This is a genomic window from Pseudomonas sp. NPDC087612 (genome assembly GCF_044743505.1).
In the GTDB taxonomy this organism is placed as follows: Bacteria; Pseudomonadota; Gammaproteobacteria; order Pseudomonadales; family Pseudomonadaceae; genus Aquipseudomonas.
The window spans coordinates 201,595-219,677 of record NZ_JBIUWO010000004.1 but is presented as its reverse complement, the minus strand read 5'-3'; the positions used below and the strand labels follow the sequence as shown (position 1 = coordinate 219,677).

Below are 18,083 nucleotides of genomic sequence, written 5' to 3'. Positions count from 1 at the left end.
AAAAGGCCTCGTCGATGACGAGGCCTTTGCCCGAACGACTTGCAAGGTTTCAGCCGCTGGCGCGTACGCCCTGGCTCAACCCGAACAGCAACAACAGCAGATCGTGATCGGGTTTGGCATCGACCTGGGGCTTGACCACCCGGGGCAACGGACATTGCGCACCGGCGTCGACCTTGCTGACTATTTGCGGGCGTGGCTCTTCCCACGCGGCCACGGCGACAGTTGCCACGCCCAGCGCCATCAGCAGGAACACACCTCGAGCTATTTCTAGTTTCATTACTCTAAACCTTTGACAGCGCTGCCAAACGCCATCTGGTAAAAATAGAGCAGTTTTTGCCACTCTGCGTCAGTGAAAGACGAATGGCGGCGCAATTGTTTAAGGTCGTTGGCGGCGGCGCGCTGGCAACTGATGCGTCGGCGGCATTTCTCCAGGTCCAGCAGGGCCACCTCGGCCCTGGCCTCGGCGCCCTCACCGACGACCTTGACGAACACGTGCTTGCCATACAGGCAACCATGCTGCCAGTGGCCACGGTGCATGCGCACCAGGTTCTGCGCCAGGTCCAGCAGGACCCGCTCGTGTAACGCCGGGTGAAAGCGCTCACGGGCGCCTGCGGAGAACCAGCTGTCGATGTCCTCGAACCCTTCCAGCGCCTCGCTGACCAACAACGCCCGCCACTGATGCTGGGCATCGCGCTCGACGCCGCAATAGACGATATGCGGCACCCGCACGCCAAGCTGCTCGAAACTGTTCAGGGCCTCGTACTCACGGAGCACGGTGGGCCGGCCGAAGGGGTGCAAAAGGCTGCGGTAGATATGGCCGATCTGACGCTTGGCATAGAACGTATGGCCCGTGTCGTCGCTCAGGCGTTGTACACCACTCTCGCCGCCGCGACGCTGATTGGGCTCCTCGACCCATTCACCCTGCTGCTGCCAGAAATGATCGAACTGATCCTTGTTCGTCGTTGCTGCTGTGCGCTCAAACCCCATGCCCCGCTCACCCCTTACGCAATAGATAGACTCGCCACATGGCATAGAACGGCAAGAAGTCCAATCGTTCCTGAATGCGGAACCCTGCGGCTTCGAATTCTTCTTCAACCGTAGCAGCTGGTAACACAAAACGATTCTGGTAACTGCCCTGCCCGCTTTCGGCGTAACGCCGTTGCTCGAGCTTTTTGCGCCGCCAGGCTTTGAAGTTGCCATCCACCCACAGCGAAACGATCACGCTGTCGCGGGTAACTCGTTGAAATTCCGAGAGTAATGTCTTGCGATGGGCGGCTTCACCGATGTGATGCATCAGCCGCATGCAAAAAATACTGTCGACCGAGTTATCCGGTAAATCGATGGCGAAGGCAGATGTCTGCAAGGTACGTACCCGTTCCACCACATGGGCCGGCTGCGAGGCGCGTGCAGTTTCGAGCATGGCTTCGGAGTTGTCGGCGCCGATGATCACCCGGTTGGGTTTTTCTGCCAGCAACGGCCAGAAACGCCCGGCGCCGCACGGCAGGTCGAGGACCAGCCCGGGCTCGCCAGCCAGCGCCAGGGCGCGACGGGCCAGTTGCTCGTCACGCTGGTGGGACATCCGCCGCGCCAGGCCATCCTGGTGCTTGAGGAAGTATTCCTGGGCGTGCTGCTGGTCGTACTTTTCCGAAAACTCGAGTTTGATAGGGCTACGCATTGTGCATCTCCTGACTCCAATGCGCTCACCTTAGGCAGGCAAGCGTTGGCGTCAGGTCATGCTGGTGTGAAAAATTTGTTAGTTTTCACGGTAAAGGTTTCAACAAATTACAAACTTTCACACCGGGCCAATGCCCTGTTACCCCTCGAGCGGCCGCTCGGGCGCCAGGCTCAGGTCGACATGGAAGCGGCAGCCGTGGGGCACCATGGCGCTAAGGCTGACCGTCCAGCCCTGGTCGTCACAGATCCGCTGCACCAGCGACAAGCCCAGGCCCAGGCCTTCGCCACGCCGTTCGTCGCCGCGCACGAACGGCCGGAACATGGCTTCGCGCTGCTCTTCGGGAATCCCCACGCCACTGTCCTCGACCAGAAACCCGGCAGGCTCCAGGGTCAGGCGGATAAAGCCTTGGTCGGTGTAGTGCGCGGCGTTGCGCAGCAGGTTGCCCATCACCGCCTGCAGAAAGGTGGCGTTGAACAAGGTCGAGGTTGCGGCCTTGGGGTCGTACAGCAAGGTCAGGCCTTTCTGCTCGATGGTGTCGCGCCAGACGCCAATCAGGTCATCGGCGACTTCCTTCATGGTTGCCTGCGAGGCCACTGCGCCTTCGTCGCGCTGGGCACGGGCAAGCATCAGGAAGGTTTTCACCAGTTCCTGCATCTCTTCAGTGGCGCGGGCGATACGTTCGACCTGGGAGCGCGCCCGGGGCTCCATGTTGGGGTTGACCAGCAACAGCTCGCAGGAGCTGGCCAGCACCATCAGCGGCGTGCGCAGCTCGTGGCTGACGTCGCTGGTAAACAGGCGTTCACGGGTCAGGGCATCGCGCAGACGCCCAAGGGTGTCGTCGAAGGCCACCGCCAGCTGGCCGACTTCATCCGCGGCGTAATCTGGTGCCAAAGGTGGTGCCAGGCCGAGCAACTGGTCGCGATGACGGACCTGGCGCGCCAGGCGGATCACCGGCGCCATAACCCGGCGGGCCAGGACCCAGCCGAGGAACACTGCCAGCGCCAGGCTCAACACGAAGCCGACCACCACGACGGCGAACAGCACCCGCTCGCGTTCTTCGAAATCGCTCTGGTCCTGGAGCAGGACATAGCGCCGGCCATCAACGATTTCGACCATCGCGTGGTAGGACAAGTCTTCGCGAAACACTTCGTGAAAGCCTCGTTCGAGATGGCGCAAATCCTTGGGCAGTTCGAATTCGTCGCGCCCGCCGCTGAAATAGAACAGTTGGTCCGGCCGTGGCCGGTGGCTCCAGTCGCCGACGCTGTCCATGCGCAGCAAGCGCTGCAGATCGCCGCCCAGTACCGCGGAAATCAGCCGCTCTTCGACCAGGTGCACGGTGGCGACGATGCCAAAGGCAAACGCCCCGGCCACCAGTGCGCTCATCAGGGCAAAAGCAATGATGATGCGCTGGGCAAGGCTCTGTCTAAACTCCATCACGGCCCTCGGCCAGACGATAGCCGACGCCGTGGACGGTATGCAGCAGGGGTTTTTCGAAGGGTTTGTCGATCACCTGGCGCAACTGGTGAACATGGCTGCGCAGGCTGTCGCTGTCCGGGCAGTCATCGCCCCACAGCGCCTCTTCGAGCACTTCGCGGCGCAGTACGTGCGGGCTCTTCTGCATCAGCACAGCCAGCAGCTTGAGGCCCACCGGGTTGAGTTTGAGCAGCTTGCCTTCGCGGGTCACTTCCAGGGTGTCCAGGTCGTAGATCAGGTCGCTGATCTGCAAGGTCCGGCGACCGCCGCCCTGGGCCCGGCGCAGTACTGCCTCGATGCGCGCGGCCAGCTCCGACAGCGCAAACGGCTTGAGCAGGTAATCGTCAGCGCCAGAACGAAAACCCTGCAAGCGGTCATCGAGCTGGTCTCGGGCGGTGAGCATGATCACCGGGGTATCACGCCGGGCATCTTCGCGCAGACGCTTGCACAGGGTGTAGCCGTCGATGCCGGGCAGCATGATGTCGAGCACGATCAGGTCGTAGTGCTCGGTAGCGGCCAGGTGCAGGCCGGACAGGCCATCCTGGGCACAATCCACCGTGTAGCCCTTCAGGCCCAGGTAGTCGGCCAGGTTGGCCAGGATATCGCGGTTGTCTTCAACCAGTAGAATTCGCATTGGGGTGTCTCCGGTCCGACGCTTTTGCCTGCTTGGCAGGCGCAGCTTAAGGCCATCAGCGCCGCCAGGCTAGGTCGGCGCGACTTTATTGCAGGTTAACGTTTTTTTCACCGAGCCTTCACGGACAGGTGATGGCGGCTGCCCGAGAATTGCCGGTCGGACTCCCCTTTGACCTGCCTGGACTTGCCATGTCACTACCCGCCTACTCCCGTCCGCTGAATTTCTGGATCGCCCTGGGCATTCCCGCCATTACCGCACTCATATTGATCCTGCTGGAGCTGACCTCGCTGGACATGGACCTGGCCAAGCTGGCGTTCGATCCGGTAGCCGGGCAGTTCATCGGCCGGCACAGCTATTTTCTCGAAGATATCCTGCACGACCGGGCCAAACAGGCGGTAATCGCCCTCGGTTTGCTGGCGATTGTCGCCTTCGCCGTGAGTTTCTTCTGGTCGCGGCTGTTCAGCTGGCGGCGGGAACTGGGTTGCCTGGTGCTGGCCATGGGTTTGTCGACCAGCTTTGTCACCCCGGTTAAGGCAGTAACTGCGGTGCAGTGCCCGTGGAGCCTGAGCGAGTTTGGTGGCAAGGAAACCTACAGCGAGCTGCTCAGCCCGCGCCCGGCTACCGACAAGCCCGGACGCTGCTGGCCAGGCGGCCATGCGGCAACCGGTTTTACCCTGTTTGCACTGTTTTTTGTTTTGCGTGATCGGCGCCCGCGCCTGGCCAGGGCCGCGCTGGTATTCGCCTTTGGCCTGGGTACGCTGTTTTCGGTGGGGCGCATGCTGCAGGGCGCGCACTTTTTTTCGCACAACGTATGGACGGCGGTGTTTTGCTGGCTGATCAGCCTTGGCTGTTACTACTGGGTGCTGTATCGCCGGCCGGTTGAGGTCAAGCAGGACGCGCTGGTTGCTGCAAAGTAAAAACGCAGGCATAAAAAAGCCCCGCACAAGGCGGGGCTTTTTATCGAGCGGGTAAGGCTGGCTTACATCATGCCGCCCATGCCACCCATACCACCCATGCCGCCCATGTCTGGCATGCCGCCGCCAGCACCAGCTTCCACTGGAGCGTCAGCAACCATGGCTTCGGTGGTGATCATCAGACCGCCAATCGAAGCTGCAGCTTGCAGGGCCGAACGGGTTACTTTGGCAGGGTCGAGGATACCCATCTCGATCATGTCGCCGTACTCGCCGGTAGCAGCGTTGTAACCGAAGTTGCCGGAACCTTGCTTGACCTTGTCGACAACCACGCTTGGCTCGTCGCCGGCGTTGGCAACGATCTGACGCAGTGGCGCTTCAACAGCGCGACGCAGCAGCTGAATACCGACGTTCTGGTCTTCGTTGTCGCCTTTGAGCTCGGAGATAGCTTGCAGCGAGCGAACCAGGGCAACACCACCGCCAGGCACCACGCCTTCTTCGACGGCTGCACGGGTAGCGTGCAGGGCGTCTTCAACGCGGGCTTTCTTCTCTTTCATTTCGACTTCGGTGCCAGCACCGACCTTGATCACGGCAACACCGCCAGCCAGCTTGGCCAGACGCTCTTGCAGTTTTTCACGGTCGTAGTCCGAGGAAGTCTCGGCAACCTGAGCGCGGATCTGGGTGATGCGCGCTTCGATATCGCCTTGAACACCAGCGCCGTCGACAATGATGGTGTTTTCCTTGGACAGGGTCACACGCTTGGCGTTACCCAGGTGCTCCAGGGTAGCGGACTCCAGGCTCAGGCCGATTTCTTCGGAGATCACGGTACCGCCGGTCAGGACAGCGATGTCCTGCAGCATGGCCTTGCGGCGATCGCCGAAACCAGGGGCCTTGACTGCAGCAACCTTGACGATGCCGCGCATGTTGTTGACCACCAGGGTGGCCAGCGCTTCGCCTTCGACGTCTTCAGCCACGATCAGCAGCGGACGGCCGGCCTTGGCAACGGCTTCCAGAACTGGCAGCAGTTCGCGGATGTTGGAGATTTTCTTGTCAACCAGCAGCAGCAGCGGGCCATCCAGCTCGGCAACCATGGTGTCTGGCTTGTTGACGAAGTAAGGGGACAGGTAGCCGCGGTCGAACTGCATGCCTTCTACGACCGACAGTTCGTTTTCCAGGCCCGAGCCTTCTTCGACGGTAATCACGCCTTCTTTACCGACTTTTTCCATGGCTTCGGCGATGATGTCACCGATGGAGTTGTCGGAGTTGGCCGAGATGGTGCCGACCTGAGCGATGGCCTTGGAATCGGCGCATGGCTTGGACAGGGACTTCAGCTCTTTGACGATGGCGATGGTGGCTTTGTCGATACCACGCTTGAGGTCCATCGGGTTCATGCCGGCAGCAACGGCTTTCAGGCCTTCGCTGACGATGGCCTGAGCCAGAACGGTAGCGGTGGTGGTGCCGTCACCAGCTTCGTCGTTGGCCTTGGAGGCAACGTCTTTCAGCAGCTGGGCGCCCATGTTTTCAAAGGCGTCTTTGAGCTCGATTTCTTTGGCAACCGACACACCGTCTTTGGTGATGGTTGGAGCGCCGAAGCTCTTGGCCAGAACAACGTTACGGCCTTTCGGGCCCAGGGTGGCTTTTACAGCGTCAGCCAGAACGTTGACACCAACGAGCATTTTCTTACGGGCGGAGTCGCCGAATTTTACGTCTTTAGCAGCCATGATCGTTTAATCCTTGAATACTTTGGAGTAACGGGAAACCAGCGGAATCAGCCTTCGATGACAGCGAGAATTTCGTTCTCAGCCATCACCAGCAGGTCTTCGCCGTCAACTTTCACAGTGTTGCTGCCCGAGTAAGGGCCGAAAACCACCTTGTCACCCACTTTCACGGCCAGCGCACGCACTTCACCGTTGTCCAGGATGCGACCGGTACCTACAGCGACGACTTCGCCACGGTTAGGTTTTTCAGCGGCCGAACCTGGCAGAACGATACCGCCAGCGGTTTTCGATTCTTCTTCGCTGCGACGGATAACGACGCGGTCATGCAGAGGACGAAGCTTCATTGTCGATCTCTCCTAATTGTGGTTTTCATCGGCCGGTATAGACACCGGCGGGTTGATGCTTGCGGCGTAGCCGCTCGTAGCCCGCGGGGCGGACCACACATGTAATGTCTGGTGCAAATCACCAGAAACCTTGCGGTGACCCATACATGAGGTCGCCAAGAGCAATTACAAGGCTTGGCTGTGAAAATTTTTAGCGATCGGCGCTGCACAAAGCAAAACGGCCCCGATAGGGGCCGTTGGCAAAGCACAGGTAACCTTTACAAGTCCCGTGGATTGCGCAGGTTAGGCTGAGCAGGATCTTCACGACCGACCACTTCACCTTCGATCACCGTTGGCTGGTGGCCACCGGGCTGGCCCGGCCGCGCCATGAACGGATCATCGCCAAAGGCGCGCTGGCGCATGGCCTGGGCCTCGGCGCGCTCGCGCATCTTGCGCCCGAGCAAGCGACGGGTGAACGGCAGCAGGCAGACCAGGCCGATCACGTCACTGATGAAGCCGGGCAACAGCAGCAGGCCGCCACCGAGCGCCAGCATCAGGCCGTGGAACATGTCCTCGGCCGGCAGCTCGCCGCGCTGCAGGCTCTCGCGGGCACGCAGGGCGGTGGCCAGGCCCGCCACCCGCACCACCAGCACGCCCAGGGCGGAGCCGGCGATGATCAGCAGCAGCGCCGGAAAGAAGCCGATCGCGGTGCTGACCTTGAAAAACACATACAGCTCCAGCACCGGAAAAATCAGAAACAGCAATAGAAAAGCACGCATCAACGGTTCCTCTGCGCAAGATGTCCTTGCAGTAGACCTTTAATGGATGCGATCCCTCGCCATTTCAAGCCTCGGCGCTCTCACGCTGCGGCCATTGATCGGCGCGCGCCAGAAAAACCAGGGCTTCGCGCACTTGTATCGGAGTGTTGCAAGGCGCCGCGAACGGCAGCCAGTGCAGCGCCTGACCAATGCGCAGGTGCATGCCCTCGCTGTCGATGCCGACCATCTGCGCCGCCGTGCCCTGAGGCAGGCCGCTGAGCTGGACGTAGTGCTCGATGGCGTTGGCATGATCGCTGTTCATGTGCTCGATCATGCTCTGTTCGGCCTTGCCGGCAAAGGGGTTGGCCAGGTTCAGGTGATCGATCCAGTGGATTGCGCCGAAGCCGCCGATGTAGCGATGGCGCACCGGCTTGAGCACCCAAAAGTCGAAATCGTGGGCTTTATGGTAGTTGGCCGATTCGGGGAAATAGCGATAGTAGCGCTCTGCTGCGGTTTCGATCGCCTCGCCCTCGACCAGCTGTTGCGCCTCGGCCAGCACGGTCAGGCGGCCCACCGCCTGGACGTCCTCGGCATCGCGCTCGCCCACCAGCAACGAGCATTTGGGGTCTTTTTGCAGGTTGTGGGTGTGCTGGGCAATGCGGCTGATCAGGATCAACGGGTTGCCGTCGGCATCCAGGCAATAGGGCACCACTGATCCGAACGGAAAGCCCGGCATCGATTTGGAATGGGTCGACAGCACCCCGCGGTATTCCTTGAGCAGCAGCTCCCGTGCCTGTGTTGCGGCTTTAGCGCTCACTGTATGACTCCCCGCTCGATAATCGTCGTAATGCCGAGCGTGCATGCGCGCACGCCCAGGCTAGTTAACCGACAAAATAATCATTATCGCCCGGTGTTGCCAGCGTGCTTACCAGGCCACACCGAAACCTGCGGTATAGCGGGTCTTGTCCAGGTCGCTGTCGCGGGTGCCGCTGATGATGTCTTTCTCGGCCTTGAGGTTGAGCGAGGCCCACTCGGTAACCTTGTAGCGCAGGCCGACCTCGGCATCCAGGGCGTACTCGGCGACGCCGCCCAGCGGTTTGCCGACTTCGCCGTTGGTGAAGAACTCGACGCGCTTGCCAATCAGGTAGCGGTTGTAGTCCCACTTCATGGCCAGCGAGTAGAAGTTGTCCTTGCCGCCGTCGGCGTATTCATAGTCGGTACGGTTGACCAGCGAACCGAGCGAGAACGCGCCCAGTTCGTCATCCCAGAACTGGTAGCCCGGGCCGGTACCCACGGTGCGCTGGCGGGCGAGGTCTTCGATGTGGTCACGCTTGTATTCCAGACGGCCCTGCCAGAACCACTTCTCGGTGATGAAGCGGTCCAGCGCGTATTCGGCGCTCCAGTTGTTGGTGGTGGTGACCTCGTCCTTGCTTTCGCGGTTGTATTCGCCTTCGGCCTGATGGCGCCAGCGGCCGTGACGGGCGGTGGTCTTGAAGTCGATGTCGTAGTCGTCGCTGTCGGTTTCGGCGCGCTTATAGTCCATGGCCAGGTCGACATTGCCCTTCCACGACAGGTCCTCGACCACAGGCTTTGGCTTCATGATCTGCTGGATGCTGGCCAGTTCGACAGTCTTGGGGGCCTCGCCGTTGGCCAGAACGACCTTGCCGTCTTCGGCAGCCTGCAGCGACTTGGCTTTTTCGCCGCTGTAGGCGTCTTGCTTGACCAGCAACTCCTGATCGCTTTCCAGGGTCTGCACCTGCTTCCAGTCCAGGGCGATGGAGCCGCCATAAGGCGTTTCGAGCAACAGTTTGCCGCCATCGAAAACCTTGATCTTGCCGCTCAGCTTGTCACCGTTTTTCATCCACACGGTGTCGGCAAGGGCGGGGGAACAGGCAGCAGCGAGGGCAACGCACAACAAGGCTCTAGGAAACATAAGCGGCAACGGACTCGGGTTCGCGAAAAAAGTCGGGCATTATCCAGATACCCGCCATCAGAGCAAGGACTGACCTGCCCCATGTCGATGAGTTCAATTCTTATTTGCTCGAACAAACCTGCGCGTGCAGCGCGCAATAAGCGAATCCCGCGATGAACGGGATTCCCGGCGATCCGACCGAAAGCGCCGAAGCCCGACGAATGGCACTCTACCTGGTGCTTGGCCAGGTGCCCGCGGGCAAGGTGATCAGCTACGGCGAACTGGCGCAACTGGCAGGTTTAGGCCGTGCGGCGCGCTGGGTCGGGCGTACCCTCAGCCAGTTGCCCAGCGATACCCAGTTGCCCTGGCACCGGGTGCTGGGCGCCGGCGGACGCCTGAGCCTGGCCCTGGGCACCCCTTCAGGCGATGAACAGCGGGCCCGGCTGCGCGCAGAAGGCATCACCTTGCACAATAATCGTGTGGATATGTTGCGCCATGGCTGGCGCCCGATGGAGCACAGCGGTTAGAGTGCGCGCTTTGTTTTCGTAAACTTGAGGCAGATGTTGGCCCATGCCCCGTAAAACCTGGCGCGCTGCGCTCGCTGCCTATGCCAGCCCGTCGACACTGGTGCTGTTGTTGCTCGGCTTTGCCGCCGGCCTGCCTTACATGCTGGTGTTTTCGACCCTGTCGGTATGGCTGCGCGAGGCCGGCGTGGCCCGTGAAACCATCGGCTATGCCAGCCTGATCGGCCTGGCCTATGCCTTCAAATGGGTGTGGTCGCCGCTGCTCGACCAATGGCGCCTGCCGTTGCTCGGCAAACTCGGGCGCCGCCGCTCCTGGCTGGTGCTGTCGCAAATCCTGGTGGTTATCGGCCTGATCGGCATGGGCTTCTGCGACCCGCAAAAGCACCTGTCCTGGCTGATTGCCCTGGCGGTGCTGGTGGCCTTTGCCTCGGCCACCCAGGACATTGCTGTCGACGCCTACCGCCTGGAAATCGCCGATGACCAGCGCCAGGCCGCGCTGGCCGCCAGCTACATGGCCGGCTACCGGGTTGCCGCGCTGCTGGCTACCGCCGGTGCCTTGTTCTTCGCCGAAGGCTTCGGCTCAACCGGCTTCAGCTACCTGCACAAGGCCTGGACCGGCACCTACGTGCTGTTCGGCGTGATGATGCTGCCGGCGCTGATCACCACCCTGCTGATGCGCGAACCGCCGGTGCCACTGCGCACCCAGCTGTCGGCGGCGCGCTACGGCCTGGCCCACCAGCTGGTGTCGGTGTTCGTGCTGATCATCCTGCTGGTGTCGGTACCGGCTACCTTCACCCAGCTGTACAACACCGATTTCGCCAGCGTGCTGTTCGAAGGCGTGAGCCTGCTCGACTTGCTGCTCGAAGACCGCGCCTTCCTGCGCGCAATCCTCTATATCACCCTCACCGCCCTGTGCCTGTCGTCCATGGGCCGCCGCGGCCTGGCACCGGTGCTGACGCCGGTCAACGACTTCATCACCCGCTATCGCTGGCAGGCCCTGCTGCTGCTCGGGTTGATCGCCACCTACCGGATGTCCGACACGGTGATGGGCGTAATGGCCAACGTGTTCTACATCGACCAGGGCTTCACCAAGGACCAGATCGCCAGCGTCAGCAAGATCTTCGGCCTGATCATGACCCTGGTGGGTGCCGGTTTCGGCGGCTTGCTGATTGTGCGCTTCGGCATCTTGCCGATCCTGTTCATCGGCGGCGTGGCGTCGGCGGCGACCAACATCCTGTTCCTGATGCTCGCCGACATGGGCGCCAACCTGCAGATGCTGATCGTCACCATCTCGCTGGACAACTTCAGCTCGGGCCTGGCCACCTCGGCGTTTGTCGCCTACCTGTCGAGCCTGACCAACCTGAAGTTCTCGGCGACCCAGTACGCCCTGCTCAGCTCGATCATGCTGCTGTTGCCGCGGCTGATCGGCGGCTATTCAGGGGTCATGGTCGAGAAGTTCGGCTACCACGACTTCTTCCTGATCACCGCCCTGCTCGGCGTGCCGACCCTGATCCTGATCGCCCTGCAATGGCGTCAGGAGCGCGGCAAGCCAGAGCCGGTCGAGCATCAGGTTGCAGAACGCCCCTGAACCGCGCTGAGGCTATCGCCGGGATTACTCCGGGATAGCCTCTGGCAGGTTGCTGGAAGCGCTCAGAACGACCCTCAGCGGCCATAGCGCAAGAATCCCCGCAGCGCCCGCCGCCAGGGCGAAGTGCACCAGGCTGGCACCCGCGCCGAGCATCGCCAGCAACGCCCCGCCAAGGCCCAGCAGGGCAATGGTGATCATCCCCAGCATCGCCGACACCAGGCCCTTGCTCTGCTCGCTGGAAAACAGCGTCATGCGGTACAGCACCGCGTTGGCGATGCCCAGGCCCAGGGCGTACACCGACAGGCCGGCCACCAGGCTCAGCACCGAAGGCAGCAGCCAGGTGCCGAGCATCATGCCCAGCAAACCGATCAGAAACGGCCACAGCGCCCGCCGTACCAGGGTAGTCAGCGCGTAGCGGTCGGCGATGCGGTTGATGATCAGGTTGCCGAGGATCAACCCGCCGAACACTGGCAATTGCCACAGGGCGTAATCCAGGGTGCTCAGGCCCTCGTCATGGATCAGCAGCACCGGCGACAGGCCGATCCAGCCGATCAGCGGCAAGCCGACCAGACCCAGGGCGGCGCTGCCGGCGACAAAGCGGCGGTTGCTCAGCAGTTGCCCGTAGCCGGCCAGCAACGGCAGCAGGTGGATCGGCTGGAACGCCAGGCGTGAGCCGTCGCGGCGCTCGACGCCAAGGGTTTCCGGCATGAACCGGTACAGGGCAAACCAGGCCAGCACCGCCGCCGCGCCGAACAGCACGAACAGCCAGCGCCAGGACACCCACTCCAGCAGCAGGGTGCCGACCAATGGCCCGAGCAGCGGCGAGAGCAAGGCAATATTGGCCAGCAAGGCCATCATCCGCACCGCGTCGGCCTCGCTGAACGCCTCGTTGAGCGCCGGGTAGCTGACGGTCACGACAAAGCCCAGGCCGATGCCCTGCAGCAGGCGCAGCAGGTTGAACAACTCGATGCCCTGCACCCAGAAGGTAGCGATGCAGGCCAGGCAGAAGAACGCGCAGCCACCCAGCAGCAGCGGTCGCCGCCCGTAACGGTCGGCCAGCGGGCCGATCAGCCATTGCAGGACAACGCCGCCAAGCAGGTAGAGGTTCAGCGCGTGGGGAATGAATTCGGGGCTGGCGTTCAGGTCACCGACCACCACCGGCATCGCCGGCATTACCACGTCACTGGCGAGGTAAGTGAGCAGTTCGAACAGCGCCAGGGTCATGGCGAAACAAAACGCCCGCAACGGCGTGATGTTGATCAGGGGGGTAAGCATGATAAGACCGGGCAAACAGAAGTAAGCGAGCCTATATGCCAGAAAGCACCGGGCGCAGGTAGCGCGAAGACGTGAACAAGTGTAATGACTGCTGAAAGCATCGCGGGGCAAGCCCGCTCCTGCAGCATTGTGCAGGAGCGGGCTTGCCCCGCGATGGCCTCGGTCGTTACTGCACCGCCGCTTCCTGCACCACGCGGATCACCCGCTGCGGAAAGGGAATGTCGATGCCTTCGGCCTTGAGGCGGTCACGGGCATGCTCGTTGAGCATGAACAGCACGTCCCAGTAGTCGGCGGTGTTGACCCAGATGCGCAGCGATACCGTGATCGAGCTGTCGCCCAGGGTCGAAATCACTGCCTGTGGCGCCGGGTCCTGGTGCACCCGCGGGTCCTGGGCCAGTTCCAGCAGCACGTTGCGGGCCTTTTGCAGGTCGGCGTCGTAGTCCACGCCCACATCGAACACCACCTTGCGCGTCGGCTGGCGGTTGGTGTTGGTGATGATGCCGTTGGACAGGCTGCCATTAGGCAGGATCACGGTCTTGTTGTCGCCGGTGCGCAGCACGGTGTGGAAGATCTGGATGCTGTCGACGGTACCCGCAACCCCCTGGGCTTCGATCCAGTCACCGATGCGGAACGGGCGGAACAGCAAAATCAATACGCCACCGGCGAAGTTGGCCAGGCTGCCCTGCAGCGCCAGGCCGATGGCCAGGCCTGCGGCACCGATGGCGGCGACGAAGGAGGTGGTTTCGATGCCGATCATCGAAGCCACGCTGACAATCAGCAGGATCTTCAGGATGATGTTGGCCAGGCTGCTGATGAAGCCTTGCAGGGCCTGGTCGGCATTGCGCAGGGCCAGCAGTTTGCCCAGGCGGAAAGTGACTTTGTTGATCAGCCACCAGCCGATGGCCAGGGTCAGCAGCGCCAGCAACAGGCGGCTGCCGTATTCCATGATCAGCGGAAGCCAGGTTTGCGAAGCCTTGACCAGCTGGTCGACCTCAGCGTTGAAATCCATCGTATGTTCTCCTGATGCCGAGCGGCAAAGAGCTGAAAAAGACCTGCCGCAAACGTTTCAGCGGCACCTCGGCCCTCGGACGCCAAAAAGGCGCCAAGGTTCCGGGCTCCGCGACTTCAGTCGCGGAAATTGTTGAACTGCAGGGGCATGCCGAACTCTTTGGCGCGCAGGGCGGCGATCGCTTCTTGCAGGTCGTCGCGCTTCTTGCCGGTGACGCGCACCTGCTCGCCCTGGATGGCGGCCTGGACCTTGAGCTTGGCGTCCTTGATGTGGGCGACGATCTTCTTCGCCAGTTCTTTATCGATACCCTCTTTGAGCACCGCTTCCTGCTTCATGACCTTGCCCGAAGCGAAGGCGTCCTTCACTTCCAGGCACTGCACGTCGATCTTGCGCTTGACCAGGGCCAGCTTGAGGATCTCGATCATCGCTTCGAGCTGGAACTCGGCCTCGGCGGTCAGGTTGACGGTCAGTTCCTTTTCCTTGAACTCGAAGCTGCCCTTGCCCTTGAGGTCATAGCGACGGTCCAGGTCCTTGACCGCGTTTTCCACGGCGTTGGTGACTTCGTGCTTGTCCAGTTCCGATACCACGTCGAACGACGGCATACCTTTTCTCCAAAAAATAAAGGCACCCTCGCGGCTCTGCTGAAAGAGCGCGATGGAGCGCGCAGGGTTTGACGGTTAAAATACCGGATCATTATAACGGTTGCGAAACGCTGATGAGCAGCACCTGGCATATTCTCGGCGCCGGCAGTCTGGGCAGCCTCTGGGCCTGCCGGCTGGCCCGCGCCGGCAAACCGGTCCGGCTGATCCTGCGCGACAAGGCGCGGCTGCAGGCCTATGAAGCCGCAGGCGGCCTGACCCTGGTTGAACAGGGCAAGGCGCAGTTACAGGCGATCCCCGCACAACTGGCCGACGACCACACGCCGATCCACCGCTTGCTGGTGGCCTGCAAGGCCTACGACGCCGAACAGGCGGTGGCGCAACTGGCACCGCGCCTGGCTAAAGATGCCGAGCTGATCCTGCTGCAGAACGGTCTGGGCAGCCAGGAAGCTGTGGCCAACCGCGTACCCCACGCCCGCTGCGTGTCCGCCTCGAGCACCGAAGGCGCGTTCCGCGAGCAGGACTGGCAGGTGAATTTCGCCGGGCACGGCTTCAACTGGCTGGGCGATCCGGCCAACCCCGGCGCCCCGGACTGGCTCGATGACCTGAGCGAAGCCGGCATTCCCCACCAGTGGACCCCGGACATCCTCACCCGCCTGTGGCGCAAGCTGGCGCTCAATTGTGCGATCAACCCGCTGACCGTGCTGCATGACTGTCGCAATGGCGGCCTGCAGGCGCATCAGTGCGAAGTCGCGACCCTGTGCGCCGAACTTGCCGAGCTGCTGCAATACTGCGGCCAGCCGCAAGCGGCCGAGGGCCTGGTCGATGAAGTGGAACGGGTGATCCATGCCACGGCGGCCAACTACTCTTCCATGTACCAGGATGTTCGCCACGGCCGGCGCACCGAAATCCACTACCTGCTCGGCCATGCCTGCCGCACCGCCAGCCGCCACGGCCGGCAGCTGCCGCACCTGGAACGGCTGTACCGGCGCCTGGTCGAACACCTGAACACGCGCGGATTGCCCAGCGACTGAGCACGGCGCTACCCTGCCCCTTCACCTACAGACCGGGACTACGCCTTTCACATGACCTTGCGCGAACGCCTGGAGAACCTGCCGGTCGGCCAGAAGTTGCTGGCCGCCCTACTGGTGCTGCTGATCACTATCCTGCTGGTGGCCAACCTGACTTTTATCAGCGCCGCCTACTGGATTTCCCAGGAGAGCATGGCCCCGCAGGCCCTGCAGACCATTGGCCGGCTGGTGTCCAACCCGCAACTGGCGCAACAGGCCAGCGATTCGCCGGAGGCCGCCAAGGCCCTGCTCAAGGAACTCGACAGCTACACCCCGCTGCGCGCCGCCGCCCTGTACGGCAGCGACGGCAAGATGCTTGCGCAATTGCAGCACGGCGAAGCCCTGCCGTTGCCCAAGCGCTACCGCAACATCGACAACTGGCGCCTGACCGAATTTCGCAGCACGCAACTGGTGAGCCTGCCGCGCGCGGGCGGCCCGCCCGGCCATCTGCTGCTGGTGGCCAGCAGCGAGCTGCCGATGGCCTTCTACACCGGCACCCTGACCGCCAGCCTGGGCATCCTGGTGTTCAGCATCCTGCTGTGGATGATCATCGCCCGGCAGATCAAACGCCTGATCACCCAGCCGATCTACCAGCTTGAAGAACTCTCGCGCCAGGTCACCCGCGAAGAAAACTACGCCCTGCGCGCCAAGCGCGGCAACGATGACGAGATCGGCAGCCTGGCCGACGCCTTCAACACCATGCTCTCGCGCATCGAAGCCCGCGAGCAGCAGCTCAAGCGCACCCGCGACGAATTCCAGGACGCCTACGACCAGGCCCAGGGCCTGGCCGAAGAAACCCGCCACACCAACCGCAAACTGGAGCTGGAAGTCCAGGTGCGCAGCAAGATCGAGAAAAAACTCACCGGTTTTCAGAACTATCTCAACAGCATCATCGACTCCATGCCCTCGGCGCTGATCGCCCTCGATGAGCAGCTCTATGTCACCCAGTGGAACCAGGAAGCCAGCGCGCTCTCTGGAACGCCGCTAGACGAAGCGCTGAACCAGCCGATCTTCCTTGCCTTCGAACCCCTCAAGCCGTTTTTGCCGCAGCTCAAGGAGAGCGTCGAGAAGCACCGGGTGGCGAAGATCGAGCGGGTAACCTGGACCAAGGACGACGACGCCCGCCACTATGCCCTGACCTTCTACCCGCTGATGGGCGGTGGCGGCCGCGGCGTGGTGATCCGCATCGACGACATCACCCAGCGCCTGTCGCTGGAAGAGATGATGGTGCAGTCGGAGAAGATGCTCTCGGTCGGCGGCCTGGCAGCGGGCATGGCCCACGAGATCAACAACCCGCTGGGCGCCATCCTGCACAACGTGCAGAACATTCGCCGGCGGCTATCGCCGGACCTTGCCAAGAACCTCGAACAGGCCGACGAGATCGGCATCGACCTGCCGACCGTCAACCGCTACCTGCAAAGCCGCGAAGTGCCGCAGTTGCTCGACGGCATCCAGCAGGCCGGCGCCCGCGCGGCAAAAATAGTGACCCACATGCTCAGCTTCAGCCGACGCAGCAACCGCCAGTTGGCGCCTTGCGATTTGCCGGCGCTGATCGACCAGGCGGTGGAAATTGCCGGCAACGACTTTGACCTGACCATCGGCTTCGACTTCAAGGGCCAGGCCATCGTCCGCCAGTTCGACCCCAACCTGGGCCCGGTGCCGTGCACCGCCAACGAACTGGAACAGGTGTTGCTCAACCTGCTGAAAAACGCCGCCCAGGCCATTCACCTGCGCCACGACGACAGTGAGCCCGGGCGCATCACCCTGCGCACCCGGCTCAACCCGCCGTGGGCGGAGATCCAGGTCGAGGACAACGGCATCGGCATGCCCGAAGCGGTGCGCAAACGCACCTTCGAGCCGTTCTTCACCACCAAGGAAATCGGCCAGGGCACGGGCCTGGGCCTGTCGGTGTCGTATTTCATCATCACCAACAATCACAAGGGGCAGATGGAAGTGCAATCGGCACCGGGCCAGGGTACTTGCTTCACCTTGCGCCTGCCGCTTGCCCCAAGCAAAACGGAGTCTTGAGCATGGGTTTTCGTTTGTCGAAGATTTACACCCGCACCGGCGACAAAGGTGAAACCGGGCTGGGCGATGGCCGCCGCGTGCCAAAGGACCATCCGCGAATCGAAGCGATTGGCGAGGTCGACAGCCTCAACAGCCAGTTGGGCCTGTTACTGGCCGGGTTGGCCGAACAGCGGCTGGATGAGCTCACTGAGGTACTCGCACCTTGTCAGCACCGGCTGTTCGATCTGGGCGGGGAACTGGCGATGCCGGCGTATCAAGCACTGAACAGCGCTGAAGTGGAGCGCCTGGAGGCGGCGATCGACCGCTGGAACGAAGAGCTGGGGCCGCTGGAGAACTTCATTCTGCCCAGTGGTTCGGCGCTGATCGCCCAGGCCCACGTGTGCCGCAGTCTGGCCCGCAGTGCCGAGCGGCGCTGCCAGCAGTTGAACAGCATCGAGCCGCTGGCCGGGGTGGGCCTGGCGTATATCAATCGGTTGTCGGATTTGCTGTTTGTCGCGGCACGCTTGATAGCACGGCGTCAGGGAGTGGCCGAGGTGTTGTGGCAGGCTGCGGCCAAACCCTGAGGGCCTCATCGCGGGTCAAGCCC

General features: G+C 62.3%; 19 protein-coding genes. 6 read left to right on the top strand and 13 right to left on the bottom strand.

Features of this window, described 5'->3' with window-relative positions:
- Positions 1–49: 49 nt before the first annotated feature.
- The 5 genes from ACIOVF_RS09905 to colR form a co-directional block, all read right to left on the bottom strand.
- Positions 50–277, bottom strand: a complete 228-nt coding sequence (locus tag ACIOVF_RS09905) for a hypothetical protein (protein ID WP_045197388.1) — start codon at positions 275–277, stop codon at positions 50–52.
- Positions 277–987 carry a lipopolysaccharide kinase InaA family protein gene (locus ACIOVF_RS09900; RefSeq protein ID WP_401289110.1) on the bottom strand — a complete coding sequence of 237 codons (711 nt, stop codon included), beginning with the start codon at positions 985–987 and terminating at the stop codon, positions 277–279. Before ACIOVF_RS09900 ends, ACIOVF_RS09905 begins: the two co-directional genes overlap by 1 nt.
- A 7-nt stretch (positions 988–994) precedes the next feature.
- Positions 995–1,675: a class I SAM-dependent methyltransferase gene (locus tag ACIOVF_RS09895; protein WP_045197385.1), complete on the bottom strand. Its 681-nt coding sequence runs from the start codon at positions 1,673–1,675 to the stop codon at positions 995–997.
- Positions 1,676–1,813: 138 nt separating this feature from the next.
- Positions 1,814–3,109 (bottom strand): sensor histidine kinase, encoded by a 1,296-nt coding sequence (locus tag ACIOVF_RS09890; RefSeq protein ID WP_401289106.1) that lies wholly within the window; start codon positions 3,107–3,109, stop codon positions 1,814–1,816.
- Positions 3,099–3,782: a two-component system response regulator ColR gene (gene colR / locus ACIOVF_RS09885; RefSeq protein ID WP_045197381.1), complete on the bottom strand. Its 684-nt coding sequence runs from the start codon at positions 3,780–3,782 to the stop codon at positions 3,099–3,101. Before colR ends, ACIOVF_RS09890 begins: the two co-directional genes overlap by 11 nt.
- 188 nt (positions 3,783–3,970) lie before the next feature.
- Here colR and ACIOVF_RS09880 point away from each other — a divergent pair, with 188 nt between their 5' ends.
- Positions 3,971–4,699 (top strand): phosphatase PAP2 family protein, encoded by a 729-nt coding sequence (locus ACIOVF_RS09880; RefSeq protein WP_401289103.1) that lies wholly within the window; start codon positions 3,971–3,973, stop codon positions 4,697–4,699.
- Positions 4,700–4,761: 62 nt separating this feature from the next.
- Here the strand turns inward: ACIOVF_RS09880 and groL are convergent, their stop codons facing one another.
- The 5 genes from groL to ACIOVF_RS09855 form a co-directional block, all read right to left on the bottom strand.
- Positions 4,762–6,414 (bottom strand): chaperonin GroEL, encoded by a 1,653-nt coding sequence (gene groL / locus ACIOVF_RS09875; protein ID WP_045197377.1) that lies wholly within the window; start codon positions 6,412–6,414, stop codon positions 4,762–4,764.
- A 47-nt stretch (positions 6,415–6,461) separates the two neighbouring features.
- The gene (locus ACIOVF_RS09870) at positions 6,462–6,755 is read right to left on the bottom strand and encodes a co-chaperone GroES (RefSeq protein ID WP_003260750.1); all 294 of its coding nucleotides are present in this window, start codon (positions 6,753–6,755) and stop codon (positions 6,462–6,464) included.
- A 257-nt stretch (positions 6,756–7,012) separates the two neighbouring features.
- Positions 7,013–7,513, bottom strand: a complete 501-nt coding sequence (locus tag ACIOVF_RS09865; RefSeq protein WP_045197374.1) for an FxsA family protein — start codon at positions 7,511–7,513, stop codon at positions 7,013–7,015.
- 64 nt (positions 7,514–7,577) lie between these two features.
- Positions 7,578–8,309 (bottom strand): HugZ family protein, encoded by a 732-nt coding sequence (locus ACIOVF_RS09860; protein ID WP_401289098.1) that lies wholly within the window; start codon positions 8,307–8,309, stop codon positions 7,578–7,580.
- Between the two features lie 108 nt (positions 8,310–8,417).
- Positions 8,418–9,425: a DUF481 domain-containing protein gene (locus ACIOVF_RS09855; protein ID WP_045197889.1), complete on the bottom strand. Its 1,008-nt coding sequence runs from the start codon at positions 9,423–9,425 to the stop codon at positions 8,418–8,420.
- Between the two features lie 152 nt (positions 9,426–9,577).
- On the opposite strand from ACIOVF_RS09855, the gene ACIOVF_RS09850 reads away from it, so the two are divergent.
- Positions 9,578–9,931 carry an MGMT family protein gene (locus ACIOVF_RS09850; RefSeq protein ID WP_045197370.1) on the top strand — a complete coding sequence of 118 codons (354 nt, stop codon included), beginning with the start codon at positions 9,578–9,580 and terminating at the stop codon, positions 9,929–9,931.
- 43 nt (positions 9,932–9,974) lie between these two features.
- Entirely contained in the window at positions 9,975–11,516 is a 1,542-nt protein-coding gene (locus tag ACIOVF_RS09845) for an AmpG family muropeptide MFS transporter (protein ID WP_045197368.1), read from the top strand.
- A gap of 24 nt (positions 11,517–11,540) precedes the next feature.
- Here the strand turns inward: ACIOVF_RS09845 and ACIOVF_RS09840 are convergent, their stop codons facing one another.
- The 3 genes from ACIOVF_RS09840 to ACIOVF_RS09830 all read right to left on the bottom strand — a co-directional run bounded on the left by ACIOVF_RS09840 (position 11,541) and on the right by ACIOVF_RS09830 (position 14,402).
- Positions 11,541–12,791 (bottom strand): MFS transporter, encoded by a 1,251-nt coding sequence (locus ACIOVF_RS09840; protein WP_045197366.1) that lies wholly within the window; start codon positions 12,789–12,791, stop codon positions 11,541–11,543.
- Positions 12,792–12,957: 166 nt separating this feature from the next.
- A complete protein-coding gene (locus ACIOVF_RS09835; protein WP_045197365.1) occupies positions 12,958–13,800 on the bottom strand; it encodes a mechanosensitive ion channel family protein in 843 nt (280 codons plus the stop codon).
- Between the two features lie 116 nt (positions 13,801–13,916).
- Positions 13,917–14,402, bottom strand: a complete 486-nt coding sequence (locus tag ACIOVF_RS09830) for a YajQ family cyclic di-GMP-binding protein (RefSeq protein WP_045197363.1) — start codon at positions 14,400–14,402, stop codon at positions 13,917–13,919.
- A gap of 113 nt (positions 14,403–14,515) precedes the next feature.
- Here ACIOVF_RS09830 and ACIOVF_RS09825 point away from each other — a divergent pair, with 113 nt between their 5' ends.
- The 3 genes from ACIOVF_RS09825 to ACIOVF_RS09815 are packed head-to-tail and all read left to right on the top strand — an operon-like array spanning position 14,516 to position 18,060.
- Positions 14,516–15,433 carry a putative 2-dehydropantoate 2-reductase gene (locus tag ACIOVF_RS09825; RefSeq protein ID WP_213603338.1) on the top strand — a complete coding sequence of 306 codons (918 nt, stop codon included), beginning with the start codon at positions 14,516–14,518 and terminating at the stop codon, positions 15,431–15,433.
- 51 nt (positions 15,434–15,484) lie between these two features.
- Positions 15,485–17,497, top strand: a complete 2,013-nt coding sequence (locus ACIOVF_RS09820) for an ATP-binding protein (protein WP_401289091.1) — start codon at positions 15,485–15,487, stop codon at positions 17,495–17,497.
- A gap of 2 nt (positions 17,498–17,499) precedes the next feature.
- Entirely contained in the window at positions 17,500–18,060 is a 561-nt protein-coding gene (locus ACIOVF_RS09815) for a cob(I)yrinic acid a,c-diamide adenosyltransferase (RefSeq protein WP_093379841.1), read from the top strand.
- Positions 18,061–18,083: the final 23 nt, after the last annotated feature.